The sequence below is a fragment of the Pseudanabaena sp. FACHB-1998 genome (assembly GCF_014696355.1).
Classification (GTDB): Bacteria; Cyanobacteriota; Cyanobacteriia; order Pseudanabaenales; family Pseudanabaenaceae; genus Pseudanabaena.
In genome coordinates, this window is the sequence record NZ_JACJQA010000025.1 from 1 (window position 1) to 26004 (window position 26004).

Genomic DNA, 26004 nt, shown 5'->3' on the forward strand with positions numbered 1-26004 from the left:
GCGCTCAATCGCATGATTCAACTCGCTAAACCTCTTTCCTATCCTGTTACTCGTTAATTATCTATCCTAATATCCTCTTTCTTTTGCCTTCTTTTGTTTCATGCAACAAAGCCTTTGCTAGTGATAATTTCCATCCAATTTCTCTGTATTCGTTTGCAAGTTCTTTCCTAAATCTTAGAGAACTGATTGGCAAGAGATTCTCTACTTCTAAGCATTTACGATAGGCTTCTAGATAATGCTCTAGTTGATAAAACAACTGCCCAAGCTGGAATAAGAGAATCGCCATAAGTTCAGTTTTAAGATCGCCATCAAGCCAACCCCGTTTTGCCAATTTGTCCAACTCATCCAGTAAAAACTTCCGACTATCAGTATCGAATGAGTAGTAACCCAAATCTTTAGCAAAGATTTGCAAACGCTTTTTACTATCCCCATCAAACCGCATCTGAAAAGCCTCAACAACACCCAAAAGCTGCTTTTGCCAATCGCGGTTATAATGCCAACTCTCCACAAAAAGCGGCACAGCATAGCGCCAGCCAACCTCCACATCTTGCCAAAACTTAAACTGCACCAAATCCAACAAACCATTCGCAATCCGATCCGACTCGAAATAATCCGCCGTATCCGTAAACTCCTTTTGCCACTCACTCAAACGTGGTTCCAAATAAGCCACAGCCCGATCGCTCAACTCACGCACCATTGGCGACTGTCCCGCCAACCCACAACGCAGATAATCTTGCAAAAAGCTCTCTAGCTTGTCATGCAACCTAATGCCCTTCCCCTCCAACAACACAAACGAATGCCTTGCCTTCAGCGATCGCATTTCTGGCTCAAGATCAGCCACCCCAAGCATCGCCTTTAATAACTCGTTATCAGGACGACGCATCATCGCCATCGCATACACCGCCTTTTTGTCATGCTCATCCAAGCAATACCGCAAAAAGCGATCGCTCGTTGCCCTGACCACCGCCTCACGGGGCGACTCATCATCACGATCCGCCGATGGAGCACTGAGAATCGTTGCCATCTTGATCCCCTGTTGGCGCATCGCCGCAATTTGCTGCACCACAAAGGGAATCCCCAAACTAAACTGCTTGACTGACTCCGCCGCCTCATCACTCAGAGGCACATTGATTTGAGGATGCGCGAAATATTCACTCACCTGCTCTCGACTAAACTCACTCATCGGGTACACATAGAGATTTTCCGAAAACTCATCTCGATAGCCACGAAAATAATCCTGCGATAACCGATAGCTATCCGCCAGATTTGCCCGACCCGCGATCGCCCATACCACTCGTCGCCCCGCCGCCTTAATCACCATCCGCAACACGCGATCGCACTCAAGGCGATCGACAATCTCATAGGTATCCAACAAAAGCACCAAGGGTTTCTGAGCAGAAATAGCTTGTAAACCATGCCCCAAAGCCTCAGCCAATTGTCGATGGGGAGTCGCAAAAATTCTGCGTTCCTCCAAGGACAACCGCTTTTTCATCAAGCCCACCAAAGCACTCACCGCCCCATCCGCGATCGCTTCATCCACCTTGCCATCTCCCGCCCCTAGCAATACCTCCACCTGTGGCAATTTCCTCAAGGCTCCCAATGACCAACTCAAACCCTTTTTCAAAATTGGCGCATATTCCGCTCCCTCACCCTGCCGTGCTTGCAGTTCCTTATCCACCTTATCCTCAATCTGCTTCAGCGTTTTCTCCACCTGCCGATATTTCTCAAAAATCCCCTCGCGCCCCTTACTCACCGCCAAATAAATTGTCTCTAACACCGATTCAGGACGAATTGATTCATGTCCCACATTGAGCGATGGATACTCATTTTTTGCCTCTTCCCAATCCAATCGCAACACCTGAAAGCAATTAGGAAACTCTTCTCCAGCCAATTCACAAAACCGCCGCCCCAGACTTGTCTTCCCCATTCCCCCTTCGCCATAGAGCAAGAAAATATGTGGTGATGTGCTAACCGTTTCTTTCTTCGCAGATGAAAATTTTGCTATTGTGGGAAAGCTCTTCGCCAACCATCCAACATTTGGTTGCAGCGATCGCAACACTTCGCGAAATCTTTTCTGTTCCTCAGTCCTCGCCAAAAAGATCCTTGTCATAGATCGGTATCCTCCACATCTATTGCTATTCTAACGTCTAGTCATGAAGTGCAATAGAGTTGACAATCTAAATCCAACAGCCAATCAATTACTTTGCGAAATTCGCTAGGAGGAAGTTCTAATTGCGCTGGTTAATTTGAACGATCGCCAATAAATTGTAGCCCTACAACACTGAAAAACGCTCCATAGCAAAGCCATAGCGTAAGGGTAATTCATGAATTGCCCTTACGCTATGGCTTTGCTGTATAATTGCCTCGCGCCTAGATCATTACAAAACACTCAAATCCATGACCCTTCGCATTTACAACACACTTACAAGACGCAAAGAAGAATTTATTCCCCTCGAAGCGGGAGTTGTAAAAATGTATGTTTGTGGCGTAACGGTCTATGACTATTGCCATTTAGGTCACGCTAGAGCCTATGTGGTTTGGGATATGGTGCGGCGCTATTTGGCGACTAAGTATCAAATTAAGTTTGTGCAGAATATTACGGATATTGATGACAAGATTCTGAAAAGAGCACAAGAACGGGGTACGACGATGCAGGCGATCGCCAATCAATATATCGCCACCTATGACGAAGATATGGCGAGGTTGAATATCCTTAAGGCTGATGATTACCCTCGTGCTACGGAGTCGATTCCTGAAATTATGGAATTGATTCAGAAGTTAATTGATTGCGACTATGCCTATGCTGCGGGTGGGGATGTTTATTATGCGGTGCAGAAGTTTCCTAGCTATGGCAAATTGTCGGGACGGAAGCTAGAGGATATGCAAGCGGGAGCGAGTGGTCGGGTGGATGACCAAGAAGAACAAAAGCGCTATCCCTTTGACTTTGCTCTCTGGAAAGCGGCTAAGCCCAATGAGCCTTTTTGGGAATCGCCTTGGGGGAAAGGTCGTCCAGGATGGCATATTGAATGCTCGGCAATGGTGCGATCGCATTTAGGCGAAACTATTGATATTCATGCAGGTGGTACAGATTTGCAATTTCCGCACCATGAGAATGAAATTGCTCAGTCTGAGGCAGGCTATGGCAAAAATCTGGCTAAGTACTGGATGCACAATGGCTTCGTCAATATTGACGGTGAGAAAATGTCCAAATCGTTGAATAATTTCAAAACTATTCGCGATTTGTTTGAATATTTCGATCCGATGGCAATCCGTTTATTCATATTGCAAGCGCAATATCGTCAGCCGATTGATTTTACGGAAGAGGCGATTAATGCGGCAACTAAAGGCTGGGAGACGATTCGGGAGGCGATGCTCTTTGCGGCGGATTTTAGTGAGCAGTTGGGCTGGTCAAATGTAGAAATTCCAGCGCGAGATCTGATTGCGGAGTCAGTTGCTTGTTTTGAAGAAGCGATGGATGATGATTTTAATACTTCGGTGGCGATCGCTCATGTATTTGAATTAGCGAAGAAATTACGTGCCGAGCGTAATTCTCTATCCCATTCAGGGAAGACTGCGGCGGGTTCTGAGGTGCTTTGGCAAGATTGGCAAGCTTTGAGTTACATGACTAATATTTTAGGATTTATCGCGGATATAAGCGATCGCGAAGCAGTTGCCGAAAGTATTAGTGAAGCCCAAATTGAAGTTTTGATTCAGCAAAGGATTGCGGCGAAGAAGGCGAAAAATTATCCAGAAGGCGATCGCATTCGAGAAGAGTTAAAGGCTTTGGGAATTACGCTCGTTGATCAAAAGGATGGAACTACTCGCTGGATTAGATCATAATCAAAAAGCCTTGCGAAACAAGGCTTTTTGATTGTGCTATTTTTGATTGCAATAGTTAAATACACAGAGGAAATTTATGGATAAGTATCAACAATTAAGAGAAGTTGGCACAAATGGCGATAACTATGACATTGGGACAGAAGATGTCATTCATCAGTTACAAAAATGGGATGCTGAATATGGTATCGAACTCAGCGATGTAGAGTTTGACACGGTGACTGTAATTTTTAGAAATTTGCCTGATGATTTAACGGATTTAGCTGTAGAAATTTATGAGTTTTGTCCAGATACGATCGATCAACATTTTGGCTGTTTCGCCGAGTCGATCGCGATTATGGATGGATTCGAGCAGGATCTGGCGGACAATGTGAAGGCGCTCATTCAAGATGTGGATCTGACCGATGATGATTATGGATTTGAGCTACTTAAGCGATCGCTTGCTCTCAATAATGCAGTTACCCTATGGTGGGACTAACAGAATTGCGGCGCTTTGTGCCGCAATTCTATTTTAAAATCCTGCATAGGGATGAAGCACTACTGCTTTGAGAATGCGATCGCCTTTCCAGAGAGGTAAGGAGAGCCATAACTTCCCTTCTTCAATCCATTGCTGGCGTAGGGTCTCACTGCTTAATTGGGGGTTAGCAGACTTGAGACAAATTATATTGAGAGTTGGCTCACATACTAGCTCTAAGTCAGGATTTGCATCCACCCATTGCCGCAGATTGTCGGATAAATCTAGCGATCGCTCGACGAGATAGCGACAGCCTGAGATTCCCATTGATTTCAGCGCCATCCAAAGTTTGAGGCTATCGGTGCGGCGCGTTCCCTGTAAATTGAGATTGCCAAAATTGAGCGTGCGATCGTCCATATAGGGAAGTTCGCTATCAAAGCCATCCACTAAATGTTGCTTATCCTTCACAATCAGCATGGCACAGGTACGCGCCACCCAGAGCCATTTTTGGGGATTGAAGGTCATTGAATCAGCAAGTTCGCTACCTTGAAATAGATGTTGTAGCTTCGGCGCAAAAATTCCTGCACCACCATAGGCGGCATCAATATGAAACCAACAATCGTAACACTTGGCAATTGCGCCCACCGCTTGAATATCATCGATCGCACCTGTTACCGTTGTTCCTGCGATCGCTGCCACAAAAAAGGGTTGCTTTCCTTCTTTAATGGATTTTTGGATTGCTGATTCTAATTCTTCAATGAGAATTTCGCCTCGATCATTAGTGGGAACTCGAACTAAGTTCTCTTTACCCGCACCGATGACATTCATTGCCTTCTCAAAGGAAGTATGCGCCGCATCGGAAACAAAGGCAACTAAGTTATGGGTATTACCCAATGTTTTACTCTGTGGCTGTTTCCAGTTTCTCGCCAATAGCAATCCTGAAATATTGGCAAGACTACCACCTGCGGTGAGGGTTCCGAAACAATCATCCCCCATGCCCAAAAGCTTACCAAACCACTGCATTAACTGAGCTTCCATTTCTGTGAAAATGGGAGCAAGTTCATAGCTCAGCATATTGTTATTAATCGCCGACACTAGGGCATCAGCCCAGATCGTAATCGCGGAGGGGACACTATCCATATGTCCCATGTAGCGAGGATTTTGGAAGTTGACAGTGCGCGGCAAAATTTGCGATCTCACTTCCGCTAATAGGTCTGGCAGAGCCTCACCATGCTCGGGAATATTAATCGCAAATGGCGAATCATCTTGGACAAAGGGCTGATTTTGACTATCCAACACCGAGTCAACGATCAAATCCACAAAGGCATATCCTAGCTTGCGGATATCTTCCAGATTCGAGCGATCGGGATTGAGGAAATGACTGTCAAGAAATTGATTCGGATTGTGAGGGTAATCGGGCATTGTCGCAGTTGGCAAATGAGTAATTGCCAAGCAAAGCACAAAATTATGACTTCGCCAGAATTTTGTGCTTTGCTTGACTTTATTTATTGATATGAGGGATACGGGGAATTGAAGCAATCAAAGCCTTGGTATATTCATGCTGAGGTTTCGTCAACACTTCTTCGGTACTGCCCTGCTCTACAATTTTACCCTTACGCATTACGGCTATGCGATCGCAGAAAAATTGGGCTACGGCTAAATCATGGGTAATGAAGACATAGGTCAGTTTAAATTCTTCTTTGAGATCCTGCATTAATCGCAAAACTTGACTCTGAATCGAGGCATCAAGCATACTCACAGGCTCATCACAAATAACTAATTTCGGATTGGTAATTAAAGCACGAGCGATCGCCACCCGTTGCAATTGTCCACCCGATAGGTCAGAAGGATAGCGATCGGCAAGTTCAGAATTTAAGCCTACTTTTTCCAGAATTGCATAGACTTTTTCTCTAGTGGCTTCGAGATTGGGAACAACTTTGTGAATCAGCAGAGGATCGGCAACGCTATTAAACACTGTCATGTAAGGATTAAAGCAAGCGCGAGGATCTTGGAAAATCATCTGCATTTGCGATCGCACTTGTCGCATTTGTTCACCCTTGAGCCTTGTGAGTTCCACACTATTAAAACGAACAGAACCGCGATCAGGTTTAATTAATTGCAAAATTGCCCGACCTGTGGTGCTTTTACCAGAACCACTTTCGCCAATAATCCCAAAGGTTTCTCCCGAAAAAATTTCCAAATCAATTCCATCGACTGCTTTTACTAAACCAATGGAAGGATCGATAAATCTTTCCAAAAAATTGCCGCCTGTGACATAGTGCTTTTTGAGTTGATTTACATAAAGAATCACTCTAGGCGTAGTTTTTGCAGTAGCCCGACTGATATTATTTTCTTCTATTGGTAAGTCTGAAGTTTCAGGATTAATTTCAGAAATAGATGACTCGTTCTCATCTTTTAGACTGGTTTCCAGATTGATTTCTTGATTGATTTCTTGATTAGCTGCAATTTCTAAATTCTCTTCCTTAGCGTCATTGGGAACTTCTTTGAGGCTAGGTAATACGATCGCCTCAGGATTAAAATGTAGAACCGATGCTAATAAACTCTGGGTGTAGGGATGTTGGGGTGAACGAAAAATGTCTTCCACATAGCCAGTTTCGACGATGACACCGTTATACATAACCGCAATGCGATCGCAATATTCGGCAACCATGCCTAAATCATGGGTGACTAACAATAATCCCATTGAACGACTTTGGCGGAGCGCCGTTAGCTCCTTGAGGATTTCCGTAGCAACGGTGACATCAAGGCTCGTCGTTGGCTCATCGGCAATGAGCAAGACAGGATTGAGCAGTAAAGATAAGGAGATCGCCACTCTTTGGCGCATCCCGCCGCTAAATTCGTGGGGATATTGCTTGGCTCTGGTGGGATCGATGCGAACTGATTTGAGGGCATCCGCGATTCTTTGCTTGGCGGTTTTGGAAGAGAGTTTTGGATAATGGGATGCTAATACTTCTAAGCCATGATCCTCGATGCTCATCAAGGGATCGAGCCTTGTCATAGGATCTTGAAAAATTAAGCCTACCTTTTCGCCACGCCAAGTTCCATCTTTCTTCTCGGCGATCGCTTCGCCATCCACAAAGATTGTGCCGCCAATTTGGGCATATTTGGGTAAAAGATTTATCAGCGATCGTCCGATGGTTGATTTGCCGCAGCCGCTTTCACCGATTAAGCCTAATGCTTCTCCTGCTTGTAAATGAAAAGTAACGCGATCGACCGCAGGCTCTGCATCGCCGTACCGAATCGTCAAATTGTCAACTTCAAGCAGCATGGTTTTTTAATAGCTGGGTAAATGGCTAAGTATGAGCTAGATATGAGCAAGCCTCTCCAGCTAAAATATCACGCTTCAAGCCCCTGATAATACCAAAGCCCAAAATCGCATAGCGATTTAGGAATATAAAACATTGCGACGCAATGTTTTATATTCCTAAATATTTCCGAATCTCTGATAGATCTAAATTTGCTTCTAGCAAATCCGCCATACTGGCATAGAGCTTTTGTTGATGGGCTTGCCAAGAGATTTGCGAGGGTTGATGCTCAGAAATATTCGCTAATCGGGTCAAATCTTGCCGCACAAGTGCCGACTCAAATAAACCATGCAAATAGGTTCCCCACACCCGATCGCTTTGTAAACCTTCATCACGCATCTGGCGATCGCCTTGCTCATAACCTTCAATTTTTAGCAGTGGCGAAATTTGCATAGATTCATGGCTAGCAATTATATTCGTCACTCCCATGTGAATTTCGTAGGTCATCCATTGTTCTATTTCTTGATTACTCGCTTCGCCGCTTTGCCAAATAGCTTGCACCTGTCGCACCTGTTTAGTTTCTCGAAATTCCGTGGCGATCGGCAATAGCCCCAATCCTTCCACTTCTCCCGAAGTACCAGCCACCCCTTGGCGATCGCCTAGATATTTCCCTAACATCTGATAGCCTCCACAAATGCCGACTATCGGTATCCCTTGGCAATGGGCTTCCAGAATCGCCCGATCTAATCCCGTAGTTCGCAACCATTGCAAATCACTGAGGGTATTTTTGCTCCCTCCGAGAATGATAATCCTCGCTCCCTTAAGTTCTGCAACCGTATGTACCCAAACCGTTTCAACACCTTGATCCAATTGCCAAGGCTGACTATCTTGAGAATTTGAGAGATGAGGAAACCTAATCCAAGCAATCTTTGCGCCTTTCCCTTTTGCCTCGGCTTCACTGCATAGACTATCTTCGCTTTCAGGCTGTAGCTCCGCTTCATAGGGCAGAACACCCACATAGGGAAGCTTAGGCATATAGTCACGAAAATATTTTTCGGCTTCGCTAAATAGACTTAAATCACCCCGAAATTTATTCACAATAAATCCCAAACCTAAATCCTTAGCGGCTTCTGGCATTAGCTGATATGTACCAATAATCTGAGCAAATACGCCTCCCTTTTCGATATCACCCACCAAAATCCATTTCCCTTTCAAATGGATAATCGGGCGCAAATTCACTAGATCGCGATGCATCAAATTTAGCTCTACGGGACTGCCTGCGCCTTCGAGCAGTAACACATCACAGCGATCGCGCCAAAACTCAAGGGTATCCCGTACCGTTTCCCAGAGGATCTCGATATGTTGATAATAGTCCGCCGCCGCAATATGTTGTCTCGCTTCGCCTAATACGACTAATTGCGAAGTTCCCTTTCCCGATGGCTTTAAGAGAATCGGATTCATCTCTGCGATCGGACGCATCCCACAGGCGATCGCTTGCACGGCTTGCGCCCGACCAATTTCGCCACCCTCCAGCGTCACATAGGAATTATTAGACATATTTTGCGCCTTAAAGGGAGCGACCTTGACCCCATTTCGTCTCAGCCATGCCCCCAAGGCAGTCACCATCCAGCTTTTACCAGCATTAGATGAAGTTCCTAAAATAGAGATGGCTTTCATAGATGATAAGGATGATAAGTTAGTAGAGGCGACGCTCCTATTAACTTATCATTTCCGTGCTAGAACAATTTCTCCAAGCTTCTCAAAATATCCTAAGCGCTAATTTTCTCATTACTAATTGCTTGATTTTGATTTTGGCGGCAATTCTCGATTTCTTAATAGGCGATCCTGTCAATTGGCTACATCCAGTGCAGGTCATGGGTTGGCTGATCGCTCAATTTACGAATTTAGTTTTCCAAAAAGAAGCCGATCGCTCAATTCCTAAATTCGCACCCTTAGCCATGAAGGTCTTGGGCATCATTTTGGGGATTAGCTTGATTTTAGGAAGTGGCTTAATAATTTGGTTAATGGTCAGCATCGCATCAAAAATTCATCCGATTTTGGCGATCGCCCTTTCGAGTATTTTGCTAGCAGCTTGTTTTGCAGGACGTAGTCTACGCGATGCTGCTGAATCGGTGTTAGCGGTGTTAGCGCTAGGTAATATTGCCAATGCTCGCAAGGAGTTAAGCCGCTACGTGGGACGTGATACGGAAGATTTAACTGAGTTAGAAATTTTACGCGCCGTATTAGAAACTGTCACCGAAAATGCGATCGATGCCGTTACTTCACCCCTGTTCTATGCCTTGATGGGTTCATTATTTCTACCCTATGGCGGTGTAGTTTTGGCGATCGCCTACAAAGCATCTAGCACCCTTGATTCTATGGTGGGCTATTGCGAAGCCCCCTATAGTGATCTTGGCTGGTTTAGCGCCAAAACCGACGATGTGCTAACTTGGCTACCCTGTCGCCTTACCGTAATTACCCTTGCCTTGCTATCAGGTAGACCTCTCGAAGTTTGGAAAATTTGCCAACGGGATGCCCATCAAGATCCTAGTCCTAACTCAGGCTGGAGCGAATGTGTTTATGCCGCAATTCTCCAAGTGCAGCTAGGCGGCGCAAATCGCTATCGCGGAATTGTCAAATACAAACCTCTCTTAGGAGAAGCGATCGCCCCCATTTCTAGCCCCAAAATTAAACAAGCTTTAGCTTTAACCAGAATCTGTTTTTTACTATGGCTTAGCCTTGGCATCGCGATCGCAGGTTTGCTATAAATGAAGAAATGGCTAAGCCATTTCTTCATTTATAGCTGTAGTAACACTTTCAAGTCATAAAAAAAGAGGGGGCGCGTTGCGCCCCCTCTTTTTTTATGGATAGTTAGCTAGCAGAGCCAAGACCAACATAGGAACCATAAAAGAACAAACCAACAACCACTAGTACACCCGTACCAGCGACAGTTGCAACTAGCCAGAGTGGAATGCGTCCATCTTTAAGCATGAATTAAACCTCCAAAGAAAAATGATTTTATGAAATAAATGACAAATATGTGTGGCTTAGATCATTTTTCAGAACCAGCTTTACATAAGACAAATTCGAGACAAATTTGAGATAAATTTGCGCTTAGTTGAAGAAATAGCTGGAGAAAAGAAGAACAGTAACGAAAATTAGCAGTAGCCCCAAGAATAGAGAAGTACGGTTCAACTCTACAGGTTGGCTATTTGGATTTTTAGGAGCCATAGGTAGGTAAGTAAAAAGAAAAAAGTAAAAAGGTAGGATTTTTTGCTCAAGAGAGCAAAAATAGCATTTTCTAGATTAGCGGCTGATAAATTGCATAGCAGCGATCGCACCGATGAAAAATACGGTAGGAACGCCAAGTCCGTGAACTGCTAGCCAACGGAAAGTAAATACGGGATATTGAACGGGTTGGTTAGGATTGTTGCTTGCCATAGTTAATAAGTAAGTTTTGCTGCGCTGTAATTTTTAGTTGAACAGAATGATGGGAGCCAATGCTGGTGAAGAAATAACTCTTAGTTATTTCCCAGTTGCAGAAATTTCGGCATCAGCATTGTAGCGATCGTTCAAAATAGGAGCAGTTTGGCGTTCTTGAGAGTAGTATTCGTTGGGGCGTGGTGTGCCAAATACGTCATAAGCCAAACCTGTGCTTACAAACAACCAACCTGCCAAAAATAGAGCAGGAATGGTGAGGCTATGGATCAGCCAGTAACGAACGCTAGTGATAATGTCGGAAAATGGACGCTCTCCAGTAGTACCTGCCATAACAGTCCTCTAAATGTGTAATATCAAAAATCTTTATTTTAAATAATAATTTACTATTGTACCAAGTTGCGAACATAGCGCTAAAACAATACCCTCATCAATCCTAAATATTTTATAAGAGTGGACTCAAGGGAGGCTTACCCTTATAACAATCCAAGTAATACCAAAAGAAGAAAGGGCGTAGCCCTTTCTTCTTTTCAAAAACCTTACTGGGTTTGGTTTTTAAATCACAAAAGTGTTGCCACACTTTCGTGATTTGGTATAAGTATCTGAGTGCATTTAAAATATAAAAGCAATATAAAAGCTCAAAAACTGTGGCGCAAACGGAGCATGTGCCACAGTTTTTGAGGATGTTTTTTTAATTATGCCTAGCTTGGACTGAGTAAAGGGAAAGCCTTGCTGCAAAAATATCGTGATCGCTTTGGTGATATCCACATCGAAGACTAAAGCTAAGGATTTTTACGAAAATCATTTCCAAAGGCGATCGCTATTCGATTTATGCTACTATCAGTAGTATTGCAAGTAGTATAAAATAGTTATGAAAGTATCTATTTCTCTTCCAGATGAGTTAGTCCATTACGTTGACGATCGCGTAGAAAATCGTAGTCGGCTCATTGAGGGGTTACTGCAAGCATGGCGGAAGCAGCAGGAAAAACAGGCGATGGTTGAGGCTTGTTTGTTGTTGGATGAATGGACAAAGGATGAGGAGACAGCATGGCAGCAAGCAGCAATTATCGATTGGGAAGTATCTGGTTAGTAAGTTTCGATCCTTCGATTGGTACAGAAATTCGCAAAACTCGTCCTGCGGTAATTATCTCTGGAACTGCTTTTAATCAGCGCAGTAAGGTAACTGTGTTACCGATTACTTCTGCTAATCCTAGCGATCGCCTACTTCCAGTAATTGTGCCTTTGGTTCCTTCTGTTACAAATGGACTTAGCAATAATAGTTTTGTTGTCTGTGTCGATCCGATGACTTTTGATAAACGTAGATTGATTCAATGTCTTGGGCAAGTAGAACTGAATCAATTGGAAAAAATACAACAGATTTCAGCTAGGTATTTAGAACTTTAAATTGGAACGATATCTAAAATGCGATCGCATAAATAATCTCTACAAAAGGCGATCGCTATTTAGATTTTGAAGATCTTAGGCGTTGTTTTGCAGAATCATAGGCAGGATCGTGTTCGTCAAAGCTAATGATTCTAACGGTTTTAGGAAACGGAGATTCCACTACTCGATAGATTAGTCGATATGCACAGTCACCCCAATCAATCTCTAGCGCTCGATAGTTTGCCAAATCCCCTTTTAATGCGTGATTTGGGAAATATCGGTTTGTTTGTAGTGGATTTGTCGATAGAAGTTGTTTGAGACTGGGATACAAGTTTTGTAGTTCCACTGGCAGCTTTTGTATATCCTGCTGAATAACCAGTTGATTTTCCTGAATTTCGTATAGAGACTTCGCTTTGCGTTTTTTGTTTTTGCCCACTAGCTTTAAAAATACTTATTTGTTGCTGCAACGTATCTAGATCTATTTCTTCACCTCTTTCCATAGTTGTTACCCACTGAGTATCGTCAGTTTCTAGGGGAAGCCGTTGAATCGCTTTACCTTCAGCCGAATAGGGGTTAAGTTTTGCTAGTGATGAATTTGTAGTTTTCATATTCATAACATTATTGCGCTGTGCAAGTATTCTATCAGATCATCAAATAGTCAAATCGAGATCGCATAAATAATCTCTACAAATGGCGATGAGACTTTTAATTGGGTTCCATTATTTGTTGGAGTGCTTTTGTAAAATATGCCCTATCATACGCCGATCTCAATTTTTCCTGTTTCGGCGATAAATTTAACGGGTAGCCCTTCTTGCCGTTCTCCTTCTTGCCATTCATAGGGTTCATAGTTATCTAAACTTGATAAGTCGCTCTCCAGCCAGTCTGTATCTTCTTGAGTGCGTGAATTTTCAGTTTGCCACACTAGATAGTTCAAAAAGCTAAGAACTTCTCGCAGCTTATTTGCCAAGCGTTGTACTATCTCGCTTTTAATTGTGTTCATACAACTTTTCTCGAATCACGCTCAAGTTAGTTTTAGTTTAGCAAAACGCAAAATTAGCTTAAATCGTTTTTATACACACCTTAAGTTTTTTGCGTTATAAAAGATTTATAGAGTACATATATTCCTACAGTCTGAATGAGTTTATTACGGCAAATCCAAGATGCTACAGTTGACCCTAAGTATCAGTTGGCAGATATTCTACGAATGTGTAAAATTCTTGCTGCACGTTTAGGAAATAAAGCTTTCAAAGAATGGATCGAACAAGAGTTGAATGGCTACAAAGACCAAGAAAAGATACCAAGTTATAGAGTTTTGGAAAACTTACAGCATTTTGGCGATTTCATTAGTATTTATGGTCAACTATGGGAAAATCTTCAGATTCCTTTGATAGCTATAGCTAAAGAGAATAGAAAAATACTAGAAAAGAGATATCTTTCGCGTAGTGTTAGTCACTATGAGTATAGTGTTATTAAAACAAACCAACTTTCAAGAGACTCTGTTCAAATATATTGGGAAGCAGATACTGTTTGCCAATTAAGTATTTATGAAAACATGAACTGCTTGCGTGCATGGACTCTCATCCCTATTTCTGCAATAGTAATAGTTCTTGATGCTATAAAAACTAGAATTTTAGACTTTGTAATTGAGATTGAGGCTGAAAATCCTAATGCTGGAGATGCTTTGCCACATGAAAAACTAATTCCCGATCAAATCGTCAATAATATTTACTTCAAATGTATCCTACACGAAAATCAAATGACAGAAAACTACACTAATACTTTTCAAGGCGCACCTATCGCTAACTTTGCTAACACAGTCAAAGATAACGCACGGCAACAGGCAAATCAACATATCCATTTATCTGAGGAAAAAAGGACTCTTGCAGAAGCTGCCAACGAAATCCAACAACTCATCCAACTTTTAGAAAAAACGAATCCAACCGCCACCGAAGCTGAAACCATTGCTTATATTAATGACGAAACCAAGCCTAGCTTCAAACGTCGTGCAAGTAGTGCATTACAGTCAATTGGAGAAACAGCAATTGACGAGTTTATATTAGAGAACAAGTATCTTAAAGTTGTGAAAGCTGCTATCAAGGGTTGGGTAAAGCCAGTCTAGCGGTGAAAGATGTTTATTTCTTATGAAGAGTAACACTCTGTGAACTCAATTTTGTATTGATGGAATCCCAAACGCATTAAAAATATGGCTGAAACAGTTGTTTTGCAAATACCAGAAGCATTGTACCAACGCTTAGCGATCGCGGCAGGGGCAACACAGCGATCGCTAGAAGACGTGATTTTACAAGCCCTGCAAATTGGTAGTCCGCCAACATGGAAAGACGTACCCGAAGAATTTCAAACCGATCTTGCTAGCTTAGATCGACTTGACGACAACTCACTTTGGCAAATCGCTAATAGTAAAAAAACGCCTCTAGAAATGGAACGTTATGATTTTCTATTGACCAAAAAACAGGAGATAGAACTTACTGATTCTGAAAAACTAGAACTAGAGCAACTTCGTACAGATAGCGATCACTTCATGTTACGCAAATCCCAAGCCGCCGCAATCCTCAAATGGCGCGGACATAACGTTGCGAGACTAGCAGGGTAAATATCTGTGTCAGCTTATATTTCCCAAAATCTGCGATCGCAAATAGAATCAATTGACCGTAAACGTTGCTGCTATTGCCTCACAACTGAAACCAATAGCGGTATGCCTATGACAATTGATCATATTCAACCAACTTCTAAGGGAGGACTAAATACGATTGAGAATTTATGCCTTGCTTGTCGCACTTGTAATGAATACAAATCTGATACTACCGAAGCGATCGATCCTCTAACAAATCAACTAATTCTATTATTCAATCCTCGTCAACACAACTGGCAAGAACATTTTCAATGGAGTAACGATGCTTCTCACATCGAAGGATTAACAGCAATTGGACGGGCAACCGCGATCGCCTTGCGAATGAATAATCCCGTAATTGTGGCTACTCGTAAACGATGGTTTTCAATTGGCTGGCATCCCCCAGAAAATTGAAAACTTATTATTTCTGTCGAGCAGCAAGATGGGATCGCCCTGATAATTTTAGAGGAACTTGAAGATGAAGTTCAATGGAATACTTCATTTGAACGTTCTCAAGACGTACTAGCAAAACTAGCTTTGGATAAATTAACTGCGTTCTATTAATAGTTGTTTTAAGCGCATCGGATCGCCTTTATCGATAACTTGACCTCGCTCTAATAGAAAAGCTCCATCAGCATAATCAAGCTCATTCAAGCGATGGGTTACCCAGAGAGCCGTGAGATTTTTTTGTTTGACTAGATCGCGCACAGCCGCAACCAGATCGATTTGGTTTTCGCCATCTAATAGGGCAGTTGGTTCATCTAGTAATAGAACCTCTGCATGACGCGCGATCGCCCCCCCGATCGCCACCCGTTGCTTTTGACCACCACTGAGGGCATAGATGGGGCGGCGTAGCATTTGCGGTAGATTGACAGCCGCTAGGGATTCTTTAACCCGATGGAGAGTTTCGATATAGGACAAATTTTCGGATACCAGTCCGAAGGCAATATCTGCGCCCACCGTAGGCATGACCAATTGATGATCGGGATTTTGAAAGACAAAGCCCACGCGATCGCTAATTTCAATATCGCCAGACTTTGGTTGTAATAGTCCTGCCAATAGTCGCAACAAAGTAGATTTACCACTACCGTTAGTGCCTAGCAGCATCCAAAATTCCCCTTTCGGCACTGACAAAGTGCAGCGATCTAAGACAGTTTCGCCTGAAGCCCACGCAAAAGAGAGATCGTGAACACTGATGGCAGTAGTAACGGATTGGTCAATCGGCATTGGTTAATTGCATTGATTAATTACTAAATGTATAGAAACCAAAAAATTCAGGAAAGATTTCTACGAAATCTTTCCTGAATTTTTTGAATAAGGTTATCCGCGCACAAAGCCCGCACCAAGATTTGCGGAAGTCCCCGACTTTTCAGAAACCTGCACAGCAGAAATTTCGCTAACCAGTACTGAAACCTTCTTACCTTCTAGTTTTTCGCAGGTTAGCTCCAAAACTTTGGTATTACCATCGGCGATCGCCGTGGCAATCTCGCGATAAAGCGTTTCCGCAGTTTCTTGCTCCTTGCGCTGTACAGACAAAGCGATCGGGTTATTCTTGAGAGTAATTTCGACTGTATACATCAGCATTAATTAGGATGTCCTACCTAGAGATTGAGAAGTAGATCGAGTATAGCTGTTTTCAAATGTTTACATATAGCGATCAACTTTTAATCTCCCCATAAAAGAGTCATATTTCTGGATTTTCCTTCAGTTTTTCTCGGCTACCCAAAATCTAGCGAAATTCAATAATATAGCTTTTGCCATTCTTGTTAAGACACAAAACCAGAAGACGAGTTGCGGCGCGAAGCGCCGCAACTCGCTTCTTGGGTTTTGATTTATCCTATATAAAACCTCGAAAGCGAAGGCGCACGCATAGGGTGCGCCTTCGCTTTGAGTTCTTTTTTTTAATACCCAAGAATTAGCTAGCTAATTCTTGGGTAAGAAGGGAGGAGCTACTTATAATTTCTTTCGTTATTTAGAATAATAGTAAAACTCAAAATAGTTTGAGTTTTGCGTTCTATGATACTGAAGAATAGATAGGTAAAGAGATAAGGTTATGAGTGTTGGGTAACATCTACATCATCATGACGCAACCACATCTCCAGAAAGTCCGAGTTTTGCGTCAGCAAATTATCGCGGAGACCAAACACGGTTTTGCTGATTGGCAATTAGTTCAAAAGCTGCTAGATGAGCTAATGGAAAATCATCAGCAATATAAAGAATTTGCTGCTAAAGAAAACACTACTCTCTATAACTATTCCGAGTTAATACAAGAATAATGGCGACAATTTGCGCCGTCATTACTCTAAATAAGAAAAGGTGTGGCACTTTGTGCCACACCTTTTCTTATTTAGACATTTCCAACATTTTTAACATCGGTTTAAGAGCGGCTTGACGAATCGACTCATCCATAATTATTTCTGGCGATCGCCTTTTCATCGCTAGATATACTTTTTCGAGAGTGTTGAGACGCATATAAGGACATTCGTTACAGGCACAGTTACTAGTCGGTGGTGCAGGAATGAATTTTTTTAAGGGAGTAGCCTTTTGCATTTGGTGAATCACACCAGATTCAGTAACCACAATAAATTCTTGGCGATCGCTGCTCTGCACGTACTTTAATAAACCAGTCGTGGAACCAATATAATCAGCATGGCGTAGCACATTCGCTTCACATTCAGGATGGGCAATGATATCCGCTTGAGGATGGCTAATCTTTAGTTCGACTAACTTTCGCTCAGAAAAAATTTCATGCACAATGCAAGCACCATCCCAAAGCAATAAATCGCGTCCCGTTTGTTCGCTGACATAGCGCCCTAAATTGCGATCGGGGGCAAAAATAATCGGTTGATCCTTAGGTATCTGATTAACGATCGCCACCGCATTCGAGCTAGTGCAAATAATATCGCTGAGAGCCTTGATGTCTGCCGAGCAGTTTATGTAAGAAATTACCAAATGATCGGGATGGGCTGCCTTAAATTCGGCAAAGCGATCGGCGGGACAACTATCAGCTAACGAGCAACCCGCATCCAGATCGGGAAGTAGTACCAACTTATTCGGATTAAGAATTTTGGCAGTCTCAGCCATAAAATGCACGCCCAGAAACACGATGGTATCTGCTTGGCAGTCCGCCGCAGCTTGTGATAAACCGAGAGAGTCGCCGATATAGTCCGCAATATCTTGCAGATCAGGATCTTGGTAGTAATGCGCCAAAATCACGGCATTTAGTTCTTTTTTGAGGTCAGCGATCGCCGCAAAAAGATCTAGAGGAATGGAATCTTGAGAGATTTGGCGATCGCTGATTTGATTGGCTGTAGGAGCGGTGAGAAACACAGTTTGCCTCACTAAGTAATAATTAAATTTATTTGTGCAAGAACTGAATAGCTTGGTCTGCTTTTAGACTCAGAAAAAAGCAACGGGTTTATAGTAAAAATTTTTTATTTACTATATTTAATTATAGTAGAAATTACCAAAAATATATATCCAAAAAATAAGGGTGGTGCTTAGCACCACCCTTATTTTTTGATTTAGTAACTACTTAGAACAAGCCAAGAGTCAAAGACTTGTCAATGGGTAAGGTGGAACCAATACCTAAGTAAAGGGTAAAGGCAGTACCAAACAAGAAAACAGCCATTGCTACAGGGCGACGGAAAGGATTTTGGAACTTGTTGACATTCTCAATAAAGGGAATGAGGATCAAGCCAACGGGAATCAAGCTTTGCAGCAGTACTCCCAAGAGCTTGTTAGGAACAATCCGCAAAATTTGGAAAGCAGGATACAAGAACCACTCTGGCAAAATTTCCAAAGGAGTTGCGAAAGGATTAGCAGGTTCGCCGATCATGGTGGGGTCAAGAACCGCTAAACCAGTAATCAAAGCGATCGTGCCAGTAATTACCACAGGGAACATGTACAACAAGTCATTCGGCCAAGCTGGTTCGCCGTAGTAGTTGTGACCCATGTTCTTTTCCAACTTGGCACGCAAGATTGGATCATTTAAATCGGGGAGCTTTTCAGTCTTTGCCATGTTATTGCTCTTCTTTTATTGCAATATATTTTTCTAAAATTATCTAATACCAAAATCTTAAACTGGTAACCCAGATAAGAAACCTTACAAAGGACCAGAGATACCTTGCTTACGAATCATCAAGAAGTGAGCAAGCATGAATACCGCAATCAACCAAGGCAATACAAAGGTATGCAAGCTGTAGAAACGGGTAAGGGTTGCTTGACCAACACTTTGACCGCCACGCAGTAGTTCAACTAAGGTTCCGCCAACGACAGGAATTGCTTCAGGTACGCCCGATACAATTTTAACTGCCCAGTAGCCGACTTGATCCCAAGGTAAGGAGTAGCCAGTTACGCCGAAGGTAACGGTGATTACGGCAAGAATTACGCCAGTAACCCAAGTTAATTCGCGAGGTTTTTTGAACCCACCAGTCAAATAAACACGGAAAACGTGCAAGATCATCATCAAGACCATCATGCTTGCCGACCAACGGTGGACTGAACGAATCAACCAACCGAAGTTAACGTCGGTCATGATGTAGCGGACTGAGTCAAAGGCTTCAGTAACCGAGGGCTTGTAATAAAAAGTCATCGCGAAACCTGTCGCGAACTGAATTAGGAAGCAGGTGAGGGTGATGCCACCTAAACAATAAAAAATATTGACATGGGGGGGAACGTACTTACTAGTAACGTCCTCAGCGATCGCCCCGACTTCAAGGCGATCGTTAAACCAATCGTAAACTTTACTCATGTAATTGAAAAACCCAAGATTGCTGAACTAGTTAACAATTTTTTGATAGCTGTAACTTATTTTAATACTTATGATCGAGTGTAGGCAAACCTAAAGACGGTTTTTAACAAATTTCACTAAATTTACAGTAAGTTTTTTTGAACCTTACTACTTTGCATGAAAATACTTTTGCGTTTTAGATTAGCAGTTTTTTTAGGTTCTCTTTCCTATATTTATGTAGATCCCCTATTTGCTCAAGTTTGCGCCAAAGAATATTCTCATCCAAACTTAGAAAATCATCACGAAGAATATTCACCAACACAGCGGGTTGCTTCTGTTCGTAGCGATCGCAACTTGAGCTTAGCTTGGGCTTTACCCGCCGAATTTACCTCAATCGATCCATTTGTAGGCAAAGACTATCAACTAGCAGAGCATGAAGGCATTGATTTTATTCACAGCAACCATTTAGTCAATCAAGTTTCTGTGCGATCGGCTTCCGATGGCACAGTTGTATATATTCGTCGTGATTGCCCGCAATCAAATTCTTTTGAGCCAAATAGTTTGGGGCGTGACTGTGGCGGGGATTGGGGAAACCATATTGTGATTCGGCATCCCAATGGACTTTTCACCCGCTATGCTCATCTCTATCCTGATAGTATCCAAGTGAAAGTTGGACAAAAAATCACTCGTGGTCAAGAGCTAGGCAAAATGGGAAATTCAGGACGCAGTGATACCAGACATTTACATTTTGAGTTAGGGGTTGCCATTAAGATTAATCCCTGTGCGCCAGCGCAATCTTTTCAATATGTTTACAATCCAGTCAATTATTTACAATGGGACAATACCCCCTAGAGAGTTGCGGCGCTTAGCGCCGCAACTCTCTATCTAACCTAATAAAGCTTAAATATATGAATGATTTAACTGATAAATCCCTTGAAAAGGAAAGCGATCGCCCAGATACTAATAGCGTCGATATTCGCGAAATGAATATTGATGATATCGCGCCAATTTTTCACTTAGGTGAACAATTATTTACCAGTGACTTATATCCCTACCTCTATCGCACATGGGATGAGTGGGAGGTAATCGGGATGTATAACACTGATTCTGAATATTGCCTAGTTGCCGAAATCGATGATCAGCTTGCGGGCTTTATTCTCGGCACAATCATCAATAAGGCTTCATGGAAATATGGCTATATTACTTGGCTTGGCGTAAATCCCAATTGTCAGCGGCGAGGAGTAGCTGATCGCCTAGTCGATAAGATCATCGAACGGATGATTGAAGATAATGTGCGCTTAATGCTAGTTGATACCGATCCTGCGAATACACCTGCCATTAATTTCTTTAATCGCAAAGGCTTCGGCAATGCCAGAGAGCATGTTTTCCTATCCCTCAATCTCGCCAAACATGAATATTACGGCAGACTGATTAATTACGAACGAGATAAAGCCGAACGTAACCGTCCGCGATCGCGCCGCCGCACATAAATTTAATTTTGATTAGTGAAGTCAAATATGCATCCAGAAGATACAGCCGCTCGATATGATCGTATTGCCCAATGGTGGCAAACTCAGCATCAAGATTCGCTTTATGGTGTTGCCCAATTGAAGCGAGCGATCAAATATACTCCTAAGAATCATTTGGCTATTGATATAGGGTGTGGAAGCAGTGGGCGTTTTTTTAAAGTTCTAAGCGAACATGGATTTCAGGCAGAAGGACTTGATATTTCTGCGGAAATGATTAACTTAGCTAAAAAACTGCATCCAAATGTAACCTTCTATAGGGAAGACATTTCTGCTTGGAAGCCGCCCAAATCTTATAGCTTGATTGTTGCTTGGGACAGCACGTTTCATCTACCGTTAGATAGGCAGGAACAGGTCGTAAAAAAACTATGCGATGCTCTTGAAGGTGATGGCGTGCTAATGTTCACCTGTGGGGGTGGATATAAGCATAGTGAAGTTTCTGGAACATTTCAAGGTGAGAACTTTGAGTACAGCACGCTGGGTGTAAATGCTTTCCTAAAGATTCTGAATGAGCATAATTGTACGTGCCTTCACCTTGAATATGATCAATATCCTGAGAACCATGTTTACATCATTGCTCAAAAACATGATTGATCACTATAGCGGAAGTGCGATCGCTGGTTCGTCTGGATTGTAATAAACCGCCATATTCACACCGAAGTACCAATCATCGCGATCTGCCCAAATATCAGCTAACAAACTCAGTAGGAGATTGGGAATATCATTCTGTAACTGGTTATCCACTGGTGTATCGTCTGAGGATGGCAATTCTTCAGCAGTTGGAAGAATGCGGTTCTTGCTGTAGGTGAGGTTGACCATAGCTTATTCAAGCGTGGTGTTGAGTGCTCATGATTATAGCAAACCTGACTATTGCAGCATTAGATAGGATTGATGCTGGAAAGAAATAGGCGAGATCGCTTTTTGGATTTTTAGTAAAAGCAGTAAGCGCCTCGAAAAGTTAGTCAATGGAAAGAGATAAAATTATGAAGAAAAATTTTGAAATTTCCCATTTCAAAATTTACTCGACAAAAATATGGTTTTGCAGTATTTTCAAGTTGGCTTGATGTTTATACCGCAGTTGCGTATGAATTGTAAGTTAGACGATTCTGTTTCGAGAAAGGTTTTCTGTTTGTTTAAGGTAGTAACTTTGAAGGAGTATATGTATGAGTTGGGGAAAATTTTGGCGGAAAATTCCTGTTGTAGGTACTATGGTAGAGACATTTGCAAAGGATTCATACAAGGAGCGTATTAAGCAAAAATATTTGCGCCTGTATCGGGTAGGAGGTGAGGCTATTGGATATTTCCTCACAATTCTTGAGGATGTCGCAAAAGACGTTTTGGTTGATGAATATGGAATGAGTTGGGCAGACATGACCCCAGAAAAACTCAACCAGAGATTAGACGAATTGGAGTCTCAACTACCCCCAGAAGATGTCGAGAGAATCTGTAAGCTTCTATACGAGAAATTGCAAGCTACACCAGAAATTTCAGCTATTTGAGAATAGCATGATTTCTGGTATTGTAGGGTGCGTTACATTTCAATAACGCACCCTACTTTTATTTTAACGAAAGTAATCCGTTCAGGGTTTTTTCTAGTGCGATCGCTGATCTTGTAGGGTGCGTTAATGAAATGAACCTTTTTGATTTGTCTGATGCTTGTTATTAATAGGTTAGGTCAAAACTGCAAAATGATTTAAGGCAGTCTGGCAGTCAGATTTAATCTGTTCCTTGAGGGCATCCAGTGATGCAAATTTTTGTTCGGGGCGAATAAATTTGACGAGATCTACATTTAGTTCTTGATCATATAGATCACCTTGCCAATCAAATAAATGTACTTCCACCGATCGCCGATCGCCATTAACTGTTGGTCTTAAGCCAATATTCATCACGCCAAATAGGGGCTTAGAGCTAGAGCTAATATTTACCTGTACAGCATAAACACCATCGCGGGGCAAACACTTTTGAGCAGGTAGATCGAGATTTGCCGTCGGGAAGCCGATGGTGCGTCCTAACTGCTTGCCTCGGACGACTTTGCCCACCAGATTATAAGGACGACCGAGCAGGGCATTAGCAAGATCGACTTCACCCTTAGCTAGAGCTGCACGGATATTTGAGCTACTGATCCTGATAGGGGTTGGCTCTTTGAGGAGCATGGTTTGTTCAGTAATTACCGTCAGGCGATCGCCCCAAATATTGGCTAGATCCTGAACATTACCTTGACGTTTCTGCCCAAAGTGAAAATCACAACCGACACTGATTAATTCCACTTGGAGAGAGTCAATTAAAATTTGCTGCATGAATTCCGCAGCCGTGAGCTTGGCAAGATCGGCATCAAAGGGGAGGAGAACTAATTGCTCTACACCGAGGGATGCTAATAGGGCAACCTTTTCATCAAAGGGGGTAAGTAGCGATCGCGGTTGGTTGCTAAAAAATTCTTGAGGATGGGGCGAAAATGAAACAACGGTACTCGTTAAATGTTGATGATTACTGCCCAAAGCGTCGGGCAAAATCGGCGCAATCACATGGCGATGTCCTACATGCACGCCATCAAAGTTACCGAGGGCGATCGCAGTAGGACGAGAAATCTGGGTTGGGTCAAATATTACTCTCACGCTTAATATTTTGACACAATTCCTGTGTGCGATCTTAAGCACCCCTCAAGTAATACCGAGACTAAAAATGGCTGTGCCATTTTTAGTCTTGCAAAACCTTACTGGGTTTGACTTTAATTCACGAAAGTGTGGTCACACTTTCGTGAATTGGGATAAAGTTTTTGAATGCTGTAACAAACCCCAAAATAAAAGTGATGCTTCGCGCCGCCACTTTTATTTTGGGGTTTATGTCCAAAGCAAAGCTTACATTGCTGTAGCATTCAAAATAAGTTTTTGTCATGACATTCTGGTATGTTTGAGATCCGCCGTTAGCTGACTATCCATGACCGTTAGAGAAACATTTCGCCGCACCAAAATTGTCGCGACTATTGGACCTGCAACCAGTAGTCCCGATATGATTCGCCAACTTATCGAAGCAGGTGCAACTACCTTCCGCCTTAACTTTTCCCACGGCACTCATGCCGATCACCATCGCAGCATCTGTAATATTCGCCAAGTCTCAAGTGAGCTAAATCAAGCTGTTGGCGTTTTACAAGACTTGCAAGGTCCCAAAATTCGCCTCGGCGTATTTAAAGATGGACCTATTACCTTAAACAAAGGCGATAAATTTACGCTTACCAGTCGTCAAGTTGCGGGTACATCGGAAATTAGCTGTATTACCTATGAAACCCTTGCGGAGGAAGTGCCGATCGGGGCGGTAATTATGCTTGATGACGGCAAAGTCGAAATGGTCGTCGAAGATGTCAATGCCGAATTAGGAGATCTTTACTGTCGCGTGGTCATTGGTGGCACGCTTTCTAATAATAAAGGTGTTAACTTTCCCAATGTTCACTTGTCGGTCAGTGCGATGACCGATAAGGATCGCGAAGACTTACGCTTTGGACTATCTGAAGGAGTGGATTGGGTTGCGCTCAGTTTTGTCTGTACCCCCGAAGATGTCCTCGAAGTTAAAGATCTCATTGCCGCATCAGGTCGCAATGCTAGCGTCATCGCCAAAATCGAAAAACACGAAGCGATCGCCAATATGGAAGCGATTCTCTCGGTATGCGATGGCGTAATGGTAGCCCGTGGTGATTTGGGTGTAGAAATCCCTGCCGAAGATGTCCCGATCGCCCAAAAGCAATTAATTAAAACTGCCAATCGTATGGGTATTCCCGTAATTACGGCAACCCAAATGCTGGACAGCATGGTGAATAATCCCCGTGCGACTCGTGCCGAAATCTCGGACGTAGCCAACGCGATTATCGATGGTACAGATGCCGTCATGCTTTCTAATGAAACAGCCGTCGGTAAATATCCGATCTTGGCGGTAGAGACAATGGCGAGAATTGCCGTGCGTATTGAAAAAGAGCAAGATCTCAAAATGCAACCCCTTGAAAGCATGGGTCGCGCTGTACCTAATGCGATCAGTCAAGCCGTGGGTAATATCGCGATGCAGTTAAATGCCGCCGCGATCGTCACCCTCACCAAGACAGGCTCAACTGCCCGCAACGTCAGTAAATTCCGTCCGCCCATCCCCATTTTGGCAGTTACACCCAACGTCCAAGTGGCAAGACGCTTACAAATGGTTTGGGGTGTCCAGCCTTTAGTTCTGATTTCCTTACCTTCGGCTAGACAAAACTTTGAGGCGGCGCTCAATCTTGCCCAAGAAATGAAACTCCTCTCCGCAGGCGATCTCGTGGTCATGTCCGCAGGTACATTACAAGATGTTGCAGGTTCCACCGATTTGATTAAGGTGGAGTTTGTTTCCTCCGTAGTGGGCAAAGGCTTGAGCATTGGTTCGGGAATTGTGCATGGTCGGGCGCGAGTAGCCTTCCACCATCTCGATGTCCGCGATTTCCATGATGGCGAAATCTTAGTTATCGATCGCACTGATGCTGACTACATTGAAGTAATTCGCAAAGCATCGGCTGTGATTACCGAAGATGCCAACTTGGACTCCCATGCAGTTGTCATTGGTAGGAGGTTAGGTATCCCCATCCTAATTGGCGTACACAATGCGACTGGTTTCATTCGCGATGGTGAGCCACTCAGTGTTAACTTCAACAAAGGGATGATCTATTCTGGTTCCCGTTCAGACGATTTAGCATTTTAGTTATATTTGTAGAATTGGAGCTTAGCTTCATC

At 42.9% G+C, this 26004-nt stretch carries 30 protein-coding genes and 1 pseudogene; 14 read left to right on the plus strand and 17 right to left on the minus strand.

Annotated features, from left to right (window positions below; all coding sequences use genetic code 11):
• Window positions 1-61 precede the first annotated feature (61 nt).
• On the minus strand, window positions 62-2110 hold the full coding sequence (locus H6F42_RS09000) for a hypothetical protein (RefSeq protein WP_190399021.1): 2049 nt from the start codon (window positions 2108-2110) through the stop codon (window positions 62-64).
• 287 nt (window positions 2111-2397) lie between these two features.
• Here H6F42_RS09000 and cysS point away from each other — a divergent pair, with 287 nt between their 5' ends.
• Entirely contained in the window at window positions 2398-3840 is a 1443-nt protein-coding gene (cysS, locus tag H6F42_RS09005; RefSeq protein ID WP_190399022.1) for a cysteine--tRNA ligase, read from the plus strand.
• A gap of 76 nt (window positions 3841-3916) precedes the next feature.
• Window positions 3917-4315, plus strand: a complete 399-nt coding sequence (locus H6F42_RS09010) for a DUF4253 domain-containing protein (protein WP_190399023.1) — start codon at window positions 3917-3919, stop codon at window positions 4313-4315.
• Between the two features lie 33 nt (window positions 4316-4348).
• On the opposite strand, the gene H6F42_RS09015 is transcribed toward H6F42_RS09010, so the two are convergent.
• The 3 genes from H6F42_RS09015 to H6F42_RS09025 form a co-directional block, all read right to left on the minus strand.
• A complete protein-coding gene (locus tag H6F42_RS09015) occupies window positions 4349-5728 on the minus strand; it encodes an aminotransferase class V-fold PLP-dependent enzyme (RefSeq protein ID WP_242018384.1) in 1380 nt (459 codons plus the stop codon).
• Between the two features lie 64 nt (window positions 5729-5792).
• Window positions 5793-7580 (minus strand): ABC transporter ATP-binding protein, encoded by a 1788-nt coding sequence (locus H6F42_RS09020; RefSeq protein WP_190399024.1) that lies wholly within the window; start codon window positions 7578-7580, stop codon window positions 5793-5795.
• Window positions 7581-7728: 148 nt separating this feature from the next.
• A complete protein-coding gene (locus H6F42_RS09025) occupies window positions 7729-9234 on the minus strand; it encodes a cobyric acid synthase (RefSeq protein WP_190399025.1) in 1506 nt (501 codons plus the stop codon).
• Between the two features lie 110 nt (window positions 9235-9344).
• Between H6F42_RS09025 and cbiB the strand changes: the two genes are divergently transcribed.
• The gene (cbiB, locus tag H6F42_RS09030; RefSeq protein WP_190399106.1) at window positions 9345-10325 is read left to right on the plus strand and encodes an adenosylcobinamide-phosphate synthase CbiB; all 981 of its coding nucleotides are present in this window, start codon (window positions 9345-9347) and stop codon (window positions 10323-10325) included.
• Between the two features lie 103 nt (window positions 10326-10428).
• On the opposite strand, the gene H6F42_RS09035 is transcribed toward cbiB, so the two are convergent.
• The 4 genes from H6F42_RS09035 to psbE form a co-directional block, all read right to left on the minus strand.
• Entirely contained in the window at window positions 10429-10548 is a 120-nt protein-coding gene (locus tag H6F42_RS09035; protein ID WP_190399026.1) for a photosystem II reaction center protein J, read from the minus strand.
• A 123-nt stretch (window positions 10549-10671) separates the two neighbouring features.
• The gene (locus H6F42_RS09040) at window positions 10672-10788 is read right to left on the minus strand and encodes a photosystem II reaction center protein L (protein WP_071590099.1); all 117 of its coding nucleotides are present in this window, start codon (window positions 10786-10788) and stop codon (window positions 10672-10674) included.
• A gap of 75 nt (window positions 10789-10863) precedes the next feature.
• Complete coding sequence (gene psbF, locus H6F42_RS09045) at window positions 10864-10998, minus strand: cytochrome b559 subunit beta (RefSeq protein ID WP_126387910.1); 135 nt, start codon at window positions 10996-10998, stop codon at window positions 10864-10866.
• 84 nt (window positions 10999-11082) lie between these two features.
• On the minus strand, window positions 11083-11328 hold the full coding sequence (gene psbE, locus H6F42_RS09050) for a cytochrome b559 subunit alpha (protein ID WP_190399027.1): 246 nt from the start codon (window positions 11326-11328) through the stop codon (window positions 11083-11085).
• Between the two features lie 538 nt (window positions 11329-11866).
• Here psbE and H6F42_RS09055 point away from each other — a divergent pair.
• Window positions 11867-12085, plus strand: a complete 219-nt coding sequence (locus tag H6F42_RS09055) for a hypothetical protein (RefSeq protein WP_190399028.1) — start codon at window positions 11867-11869, stop codon at window positions 12083-12085.
• Entirely contained in the window at window positions 12043-12399 is a 357-nt protein-coding gene (locus H6F42_RS09060; RefSeq protein ID WP_190399029.1) for a type II toxin-antitoxin system PemK/MazF family toxin, read from the plus strand. Before H6F42_RS09055 ends, H6F42_RS09060 begins: the two co-directional genes overlap by 43 nt.
• Before the next feature lie 197 nt (window positions 12400-12596).
• On the opposite strand, the gene H6F42_RS09065 is transcribed toward H6F42_RS09060, so the two are convergent.
• Together H6F42_RS09065 and H6F42_RS09070 are read right to left on the minus strand one after the other, a co-directional pair.
• The gene (locus H6F42_RS09065; protein ID WP_190399030.1) at window positions 12597-12992 is read right to left on the minus strand and encodes a hypothetical protein; all 396 of its coding nucleotides are present in this window, start codon (window positions 12990-12992) and stop codon (window positions 12597-12599) included.
• A 140-nt stretch (window positions 12993-13132) separates the two neighbouring features.
• Window positions 13133-13378 (minus strand): hypothetical protein, encoded by a 246-nt coding sequence (locus H6F42_RS09070; protein WP_190399031.1) that lies wholly within the window; start codon window positions 13376-13378, stop codon window positions 13133-13135.
• Window positions 13379-13513: 135 nt separating this feature from the next.
• Here H6F42_RS09070 and H6F42_RS09075 point away from each other — a divergent pair, with 135 nt between their 5' ends.
• From H6F42_RS09075 to H6F42_RS09085, 3 genes are all read left to right on the plus strand, one after another.
• Window positions 13514-14497 (plus strand): hypothetical protein, encoded by a 984-nt coding sequence (locus H6F42_RS09075; RefSeq protein ID WP_190399032.1) that lies wholly within the window; start codon window positions 13514-13516, stop codon window positions 14495-14497.
• A gap of 84 nt (window positions 14498-14581) precedes the next feature.
• Complete coding sequence (locus tag H6F42_RS09080) at window positions 14582-14989, plus strand: hypothetical protein (RefSeq protein ID WP_190399033.1); 408 nt, start codon at window positions 14582-14584, stop codon at window positions 14987-14989.
• Between the two features lie 6 nt (window positions 14990-14995).
• Entirely contained in the window at window positions 14996-15421 is a 426-nt protein-coding gene (locus tag H6F42_RS09085; protein WP_190399034.1) for an HNH endonuclease, read from the plus strand.
• Between the two features lie 132 nt (window positions 15422-15553).
• Here the strand turns inward: H6F42_RS09085 and H6F42_RS09090 are convergent, their stop codons facing one another.
• Together H6F42_RS09090 and H6F42_RS09095 are read right to left on the minus strand one after the other, a co-directional pair.
• Window positions 15554-16234, minus strand: coding sequence for an ABC transporter ATP-binding protein (locus H6F42_RS09090; protein ID WP_190399035.1), 681 nt, complete (start codon window positions 16232-16234; stop codon window positions 15554-15556).
• A gap of 93 nt (window positions 16235-16327) precedes the next feature.
• Window positions 16328-16585 (minus strand): DUF3107 family protein, encoded by a 258-nt coding sequence (locus H6F42_RS09095; RefSeq protein WP_190399107.1) that lies wholly within the window; start codon window positions 16583-16585, stop codon window positions 16328-16330.
• A gap of 503 nt (window positions 16586-17088) precedes the next feature.
• Here H6F42_RS09095 and H6F42_RS09100 point away from each other — a divergent pair.
• On the plus strand, window positions 17089-17283 hold the full coding sequence (locus H6F42_RS09100; protein ID WP_190399036.1) for a hypothetical protein: 195 nt from the start codon (window positions 17089-17091) through the stop codon (window positions 17281-17283).
• A 67-nt stretch (window positions 17284-17350) separates the two neighbouring features.
• On the opposite strand, the gene nadA is transcribed toward H6F42_RS09100, so the two are convergent.
• The 3 genes from nadA to petB form a co-directional block, all read right to left on the minus strand.
• Window positions 17351-18337, minus strand: coding sequence for a quinolinate synthase NadA (gene nadA, locus H6F42_RS09105; RefSeq protein WP_190399037.1), 987 nt, complete (start codon window positions 18335-18337; stop codon window positions 17351-17353).
• Between the two features lie 205 nt (window positions 18338-18542).
• Window positions 18543-19028, minus strand: coding sequence for a cytochrome b6-f complex subunit IV (gene petD, locus H6F42_RS09110; protein ID WP_190399038.1), 486 nt, complete (start codon window positions 19026-19028; stop codon window positions 18543-18545).
• Window positions 19029-19112: 84 nt separating this feature from the next.
• Complete coding sequence (gene petB / locus H6F42_RS09115; protein WP_190399039.1) at window positions 19113-19760, minus strand: cytochrome b6; 648 nt, start codon at window positions 19758-19760, stop codon at window positions 19113-19115.
• Window positions 19761-19916: 156 nt separating this feature from the next.
• Between petB and H6F42_RS09120 the strand changes: the two genes are divergently transcribed.
• The 3 genes from H6F42_RS09120 to H6F42_RS09130 are packed head-to-tail and all read left to right on the plus strand — an operon-like array spanning window position 19917 to window position 21859.
• Window positions 19917-20591: a M23 family metallopeptidase gene (locus H6F42_RS09120; protein WP_190399040.1), complete on the plus strand. Its 675-nt coding sequence runs from the start codon at window positions 19917-19919 to the stop codon at window positions 20589-20591.
• 56 nt (window positions 20592-20647) lie between these two features.
• The gene (locus H6F42_RS09125; protein ID WP_190399041.1) at window positions 20648-21229 is read left to right on the plus strand and encodes a GNAT family N-acetyltransferase; all 582 of its coding nucleotides are present in this window, start codon (window positions 20648-20650) and stop codon (window positions 21227-21229) included.
• A 27-nt stretch (window positions 21230-21256) separates the two neighbouring features.
• Complete coding sequence (locus H6F42_RS09130) at window positions 21257-21859, plus strand: class I SAM-dependent methyltransferase (RefSeq protein WP_190399042.1); 603 nt, start codon at window positions 21257-21259, stop codon at window positions 21857-21859.
• 21 nt (window positions 21860-21880) lie between these two features.
• Here the strand turns inward: H6F42_RS09130 and H6F42_RS09135 are convergent.
• Window positions 21881-22084: pseudogene (locus tag H6F42_RS09135) on the minus strand (Uma2 family endonuclease); the annotation flags it as partial.
• A gap of 389 nt (window positions 22085-22473) precedes the next feature.
• On the opposite strand from H6F42_RS09135, the gene H6F42_RS09140 reads away from it, so the two are divergent.
• Complete coding sequence (locus H6F42_RS09140) at window positions 22474-22764, plus strand: hypothetical protein (protein WP_190399043.1); 291 nt, start codon at window positions 22474-22476, stop codon at window positions 22762-22764.
• A gap of 171 nt (window positions 22765-22935) precedes the next feature.
• Here the strand turns inward: H6F42_RS09140 and H6F42_RS09145 are convergent, their stop codons facing one another.
• Window positions 22936-23877, minus strand: a complete 942-nt coding sequence (locus H6F42_RS09145; protein ID WP_190399044.1) for a bifunctional riboflavin kinase/FAD synthetase — start codon at window positions 23875-23877, stop codon at window positions 22936-22938.
• A gap of 322 nt (window positions 23878-24199) precedes the next feature.
• On the opposite strand from H6F42_RS09145, the gene pyk reads away from it, so the two are divergent.
• Entirely contained in the window at window positions 24200-25972 is a 1773-nt protein-coding gene (gene pyk / locus H6F42_RS09150) for a pyruvate kinase (RefSeq protein WP_190399045.1), read from the plus strand.
• The last annotated feature ends 32 nt before the right edge of the window (window positions 25973-26004 follow it).

Bases quoted from the DNA above. Each gene is read 5' to 3' on its own strand.
- H6F42_RS09090 (WP_190399035.1), bottom strand. From the start codon at position 16,234: ATGCCGATTGACCAATCCGTTACTACTGCCATCAGTGTTCACGATCTC.
- H6F42_RS09020 (WP_190399024.1), bottom strand. From the start codon at position 7,580: ATGCTGCTTGAAGTTGACAATTTGACGATTCGGTACGGCGATGCAGAG.
- psbE (WP_190399027.1), bottom strand. From the start codon at position 11,328: ATGGCAGGTACTACTGGAGAGCGTCCATTTTCCGACATTATCACTAGC.
- pyk (WP_190399045.1), top strand. From the start codon at position 24,200: ATGACCGTTAGAGAAACATTTCGCCGCACCAAAATTGTCGCGACTATT.
- H6F42_RS09065 (WP_190399030.1), bottom strand. From the start codon at position 12,992: ATGAATATGAAAACTACAAATTCATCACTAGCAAAACTTAACCCCTAT.
- H6F42_RS09075 (WP_190399032.1), top strand. From the start codon at position 13,514: ATGAGTTTATTACGGCAAATCCAAGATGCTACAGTTGACCCTAAGTAT.
- H6F42_RS09140 (WP_190399043.1), top strand. From the start codon at position 22,474: ATGGTAGAGACATTTGCAAAGGATTCATACAAGGAGCGTATTAAGCAA.
- H6F42_RS09070 (WP_190399031.1), bottom strand. From the start codon at position 13,378: ATGAACACAATTAAAAGCGAGATAGTACAACGCTTGGCAAATAAGCTG.
- H6F42_RS09100 (WP_190399036.1), top strand. From the start codon at position 17,089: ATGACGCAACCACATCTCCAGAAAGTCCGAGTTTTGCGTCAGCAAATT.
- H6F42_RS09040 (WP_071590099.1), bottom strand. From the start codon at position 10,788: ATGGCTCCTAAAAATCCAAATAGCCAACCTGTAGAGTTGAACCGTACT.
- H6F42_RS09130 (WP_190399042.1), top strand. From the start codon at position 21,257: ATGCATCCAGAAGATACAGCCGCTCGATATGATCGTATTGCCCAATGG.
- petB (WP_190399039.1), bottom strand. From the start codon at position 19,760: ATGAGTAAAGTTTACGATTGGTTTAACGATCGCCTTGAAGTCGGGGCG.
- H6F42_RS09025 (WP_190399025.1), bottom strand. From the start codon at position 9,234: ATGAAAGCCATCTCTATTTTAGGAACTTCATCTAATGCTGGTAAAAGC.
- H6F42_RS09035 (WP_190399026.1), bottom strand. From the start codon at position 10,548: ATGCTTAAAGATGGACGCATTCCACTCTGGCTAGTTGCAACTGTCGCT.
- H6F42_RS09080 (WP_190399033.1), top strand. From the start codon at position 14,582: ATGGCTGAAACAGTTGTTTTGCAAATACCAGAAGCATTGTACCAACGC.
- H6F42_RS09000 (WP_190399021.1), bottom strand. From the start codon at position 2,110: ATGACAAGGATCTTTTTGGCGAGGACTGAGGAACAGAAAAGATTTCGC.
- psbF (WP_126387910.1), bottom strand. From the start codon at position 10,998: ATGGCAAGCAACAATCCTAACCAACCCGTTCAATATCCCGTATTTACT.
- H6F42_RS09120 (WP_190399040.1), top strand. From the start codon at position 19,917: ATGAAAATACTTTTGCGTTTTAGATTAGCAGTTTTTTTAGGTTCTCTT.
- petD (WP_190399038.1), bottom strand. From the start codon at position 19,028: ATGGCAAAGACTGAAAAGCTCCCCGATTTAAATGATCCAATCTTGCGT.
- cysS (WP_190399022.1), top strand. From the start codon at position 2,398: ATGACCCTTCGCATTTACAACACACTTACAAGACGCAAAGAAGAATTT.
- H6F42_RS09095 (WP_190399107.1), bottom strand. From the start codon at position 16,585: ATGTATACAGTCGAAATTACTCTCAAGAATAACCCGATCGCTTTGTCT.
- H6F42_RS09010 (WP_190399023.1), top strand. From the start codon at position 3,917: ATGGATAAGTATCAACAATTAAGAGAAGTTGGCACAAATGGCGATAAC.
- H6F42_RS09060 (WP_190399029.1), top strand. From the start codon at position 12,043: ATGGCAGCAAGCAGCAATTATCGATTGGGAAGTATCTGGTTAGTAAGT.
- H6F42_RS09055 (WP_190399028.1), top strand. From the start codon at position 11,867: ATGAAAGTATCTATTTCTCTTCCAGATGAGTTAGTCCATTACGTTGAC.
- H6F42_RS09125 (WP_190399041.1), top strand. From the start codon at position 20,648: ATGAATGATTTAACTGATAAATCCCTTGAAAAGGAAAGCGATCGCCCA.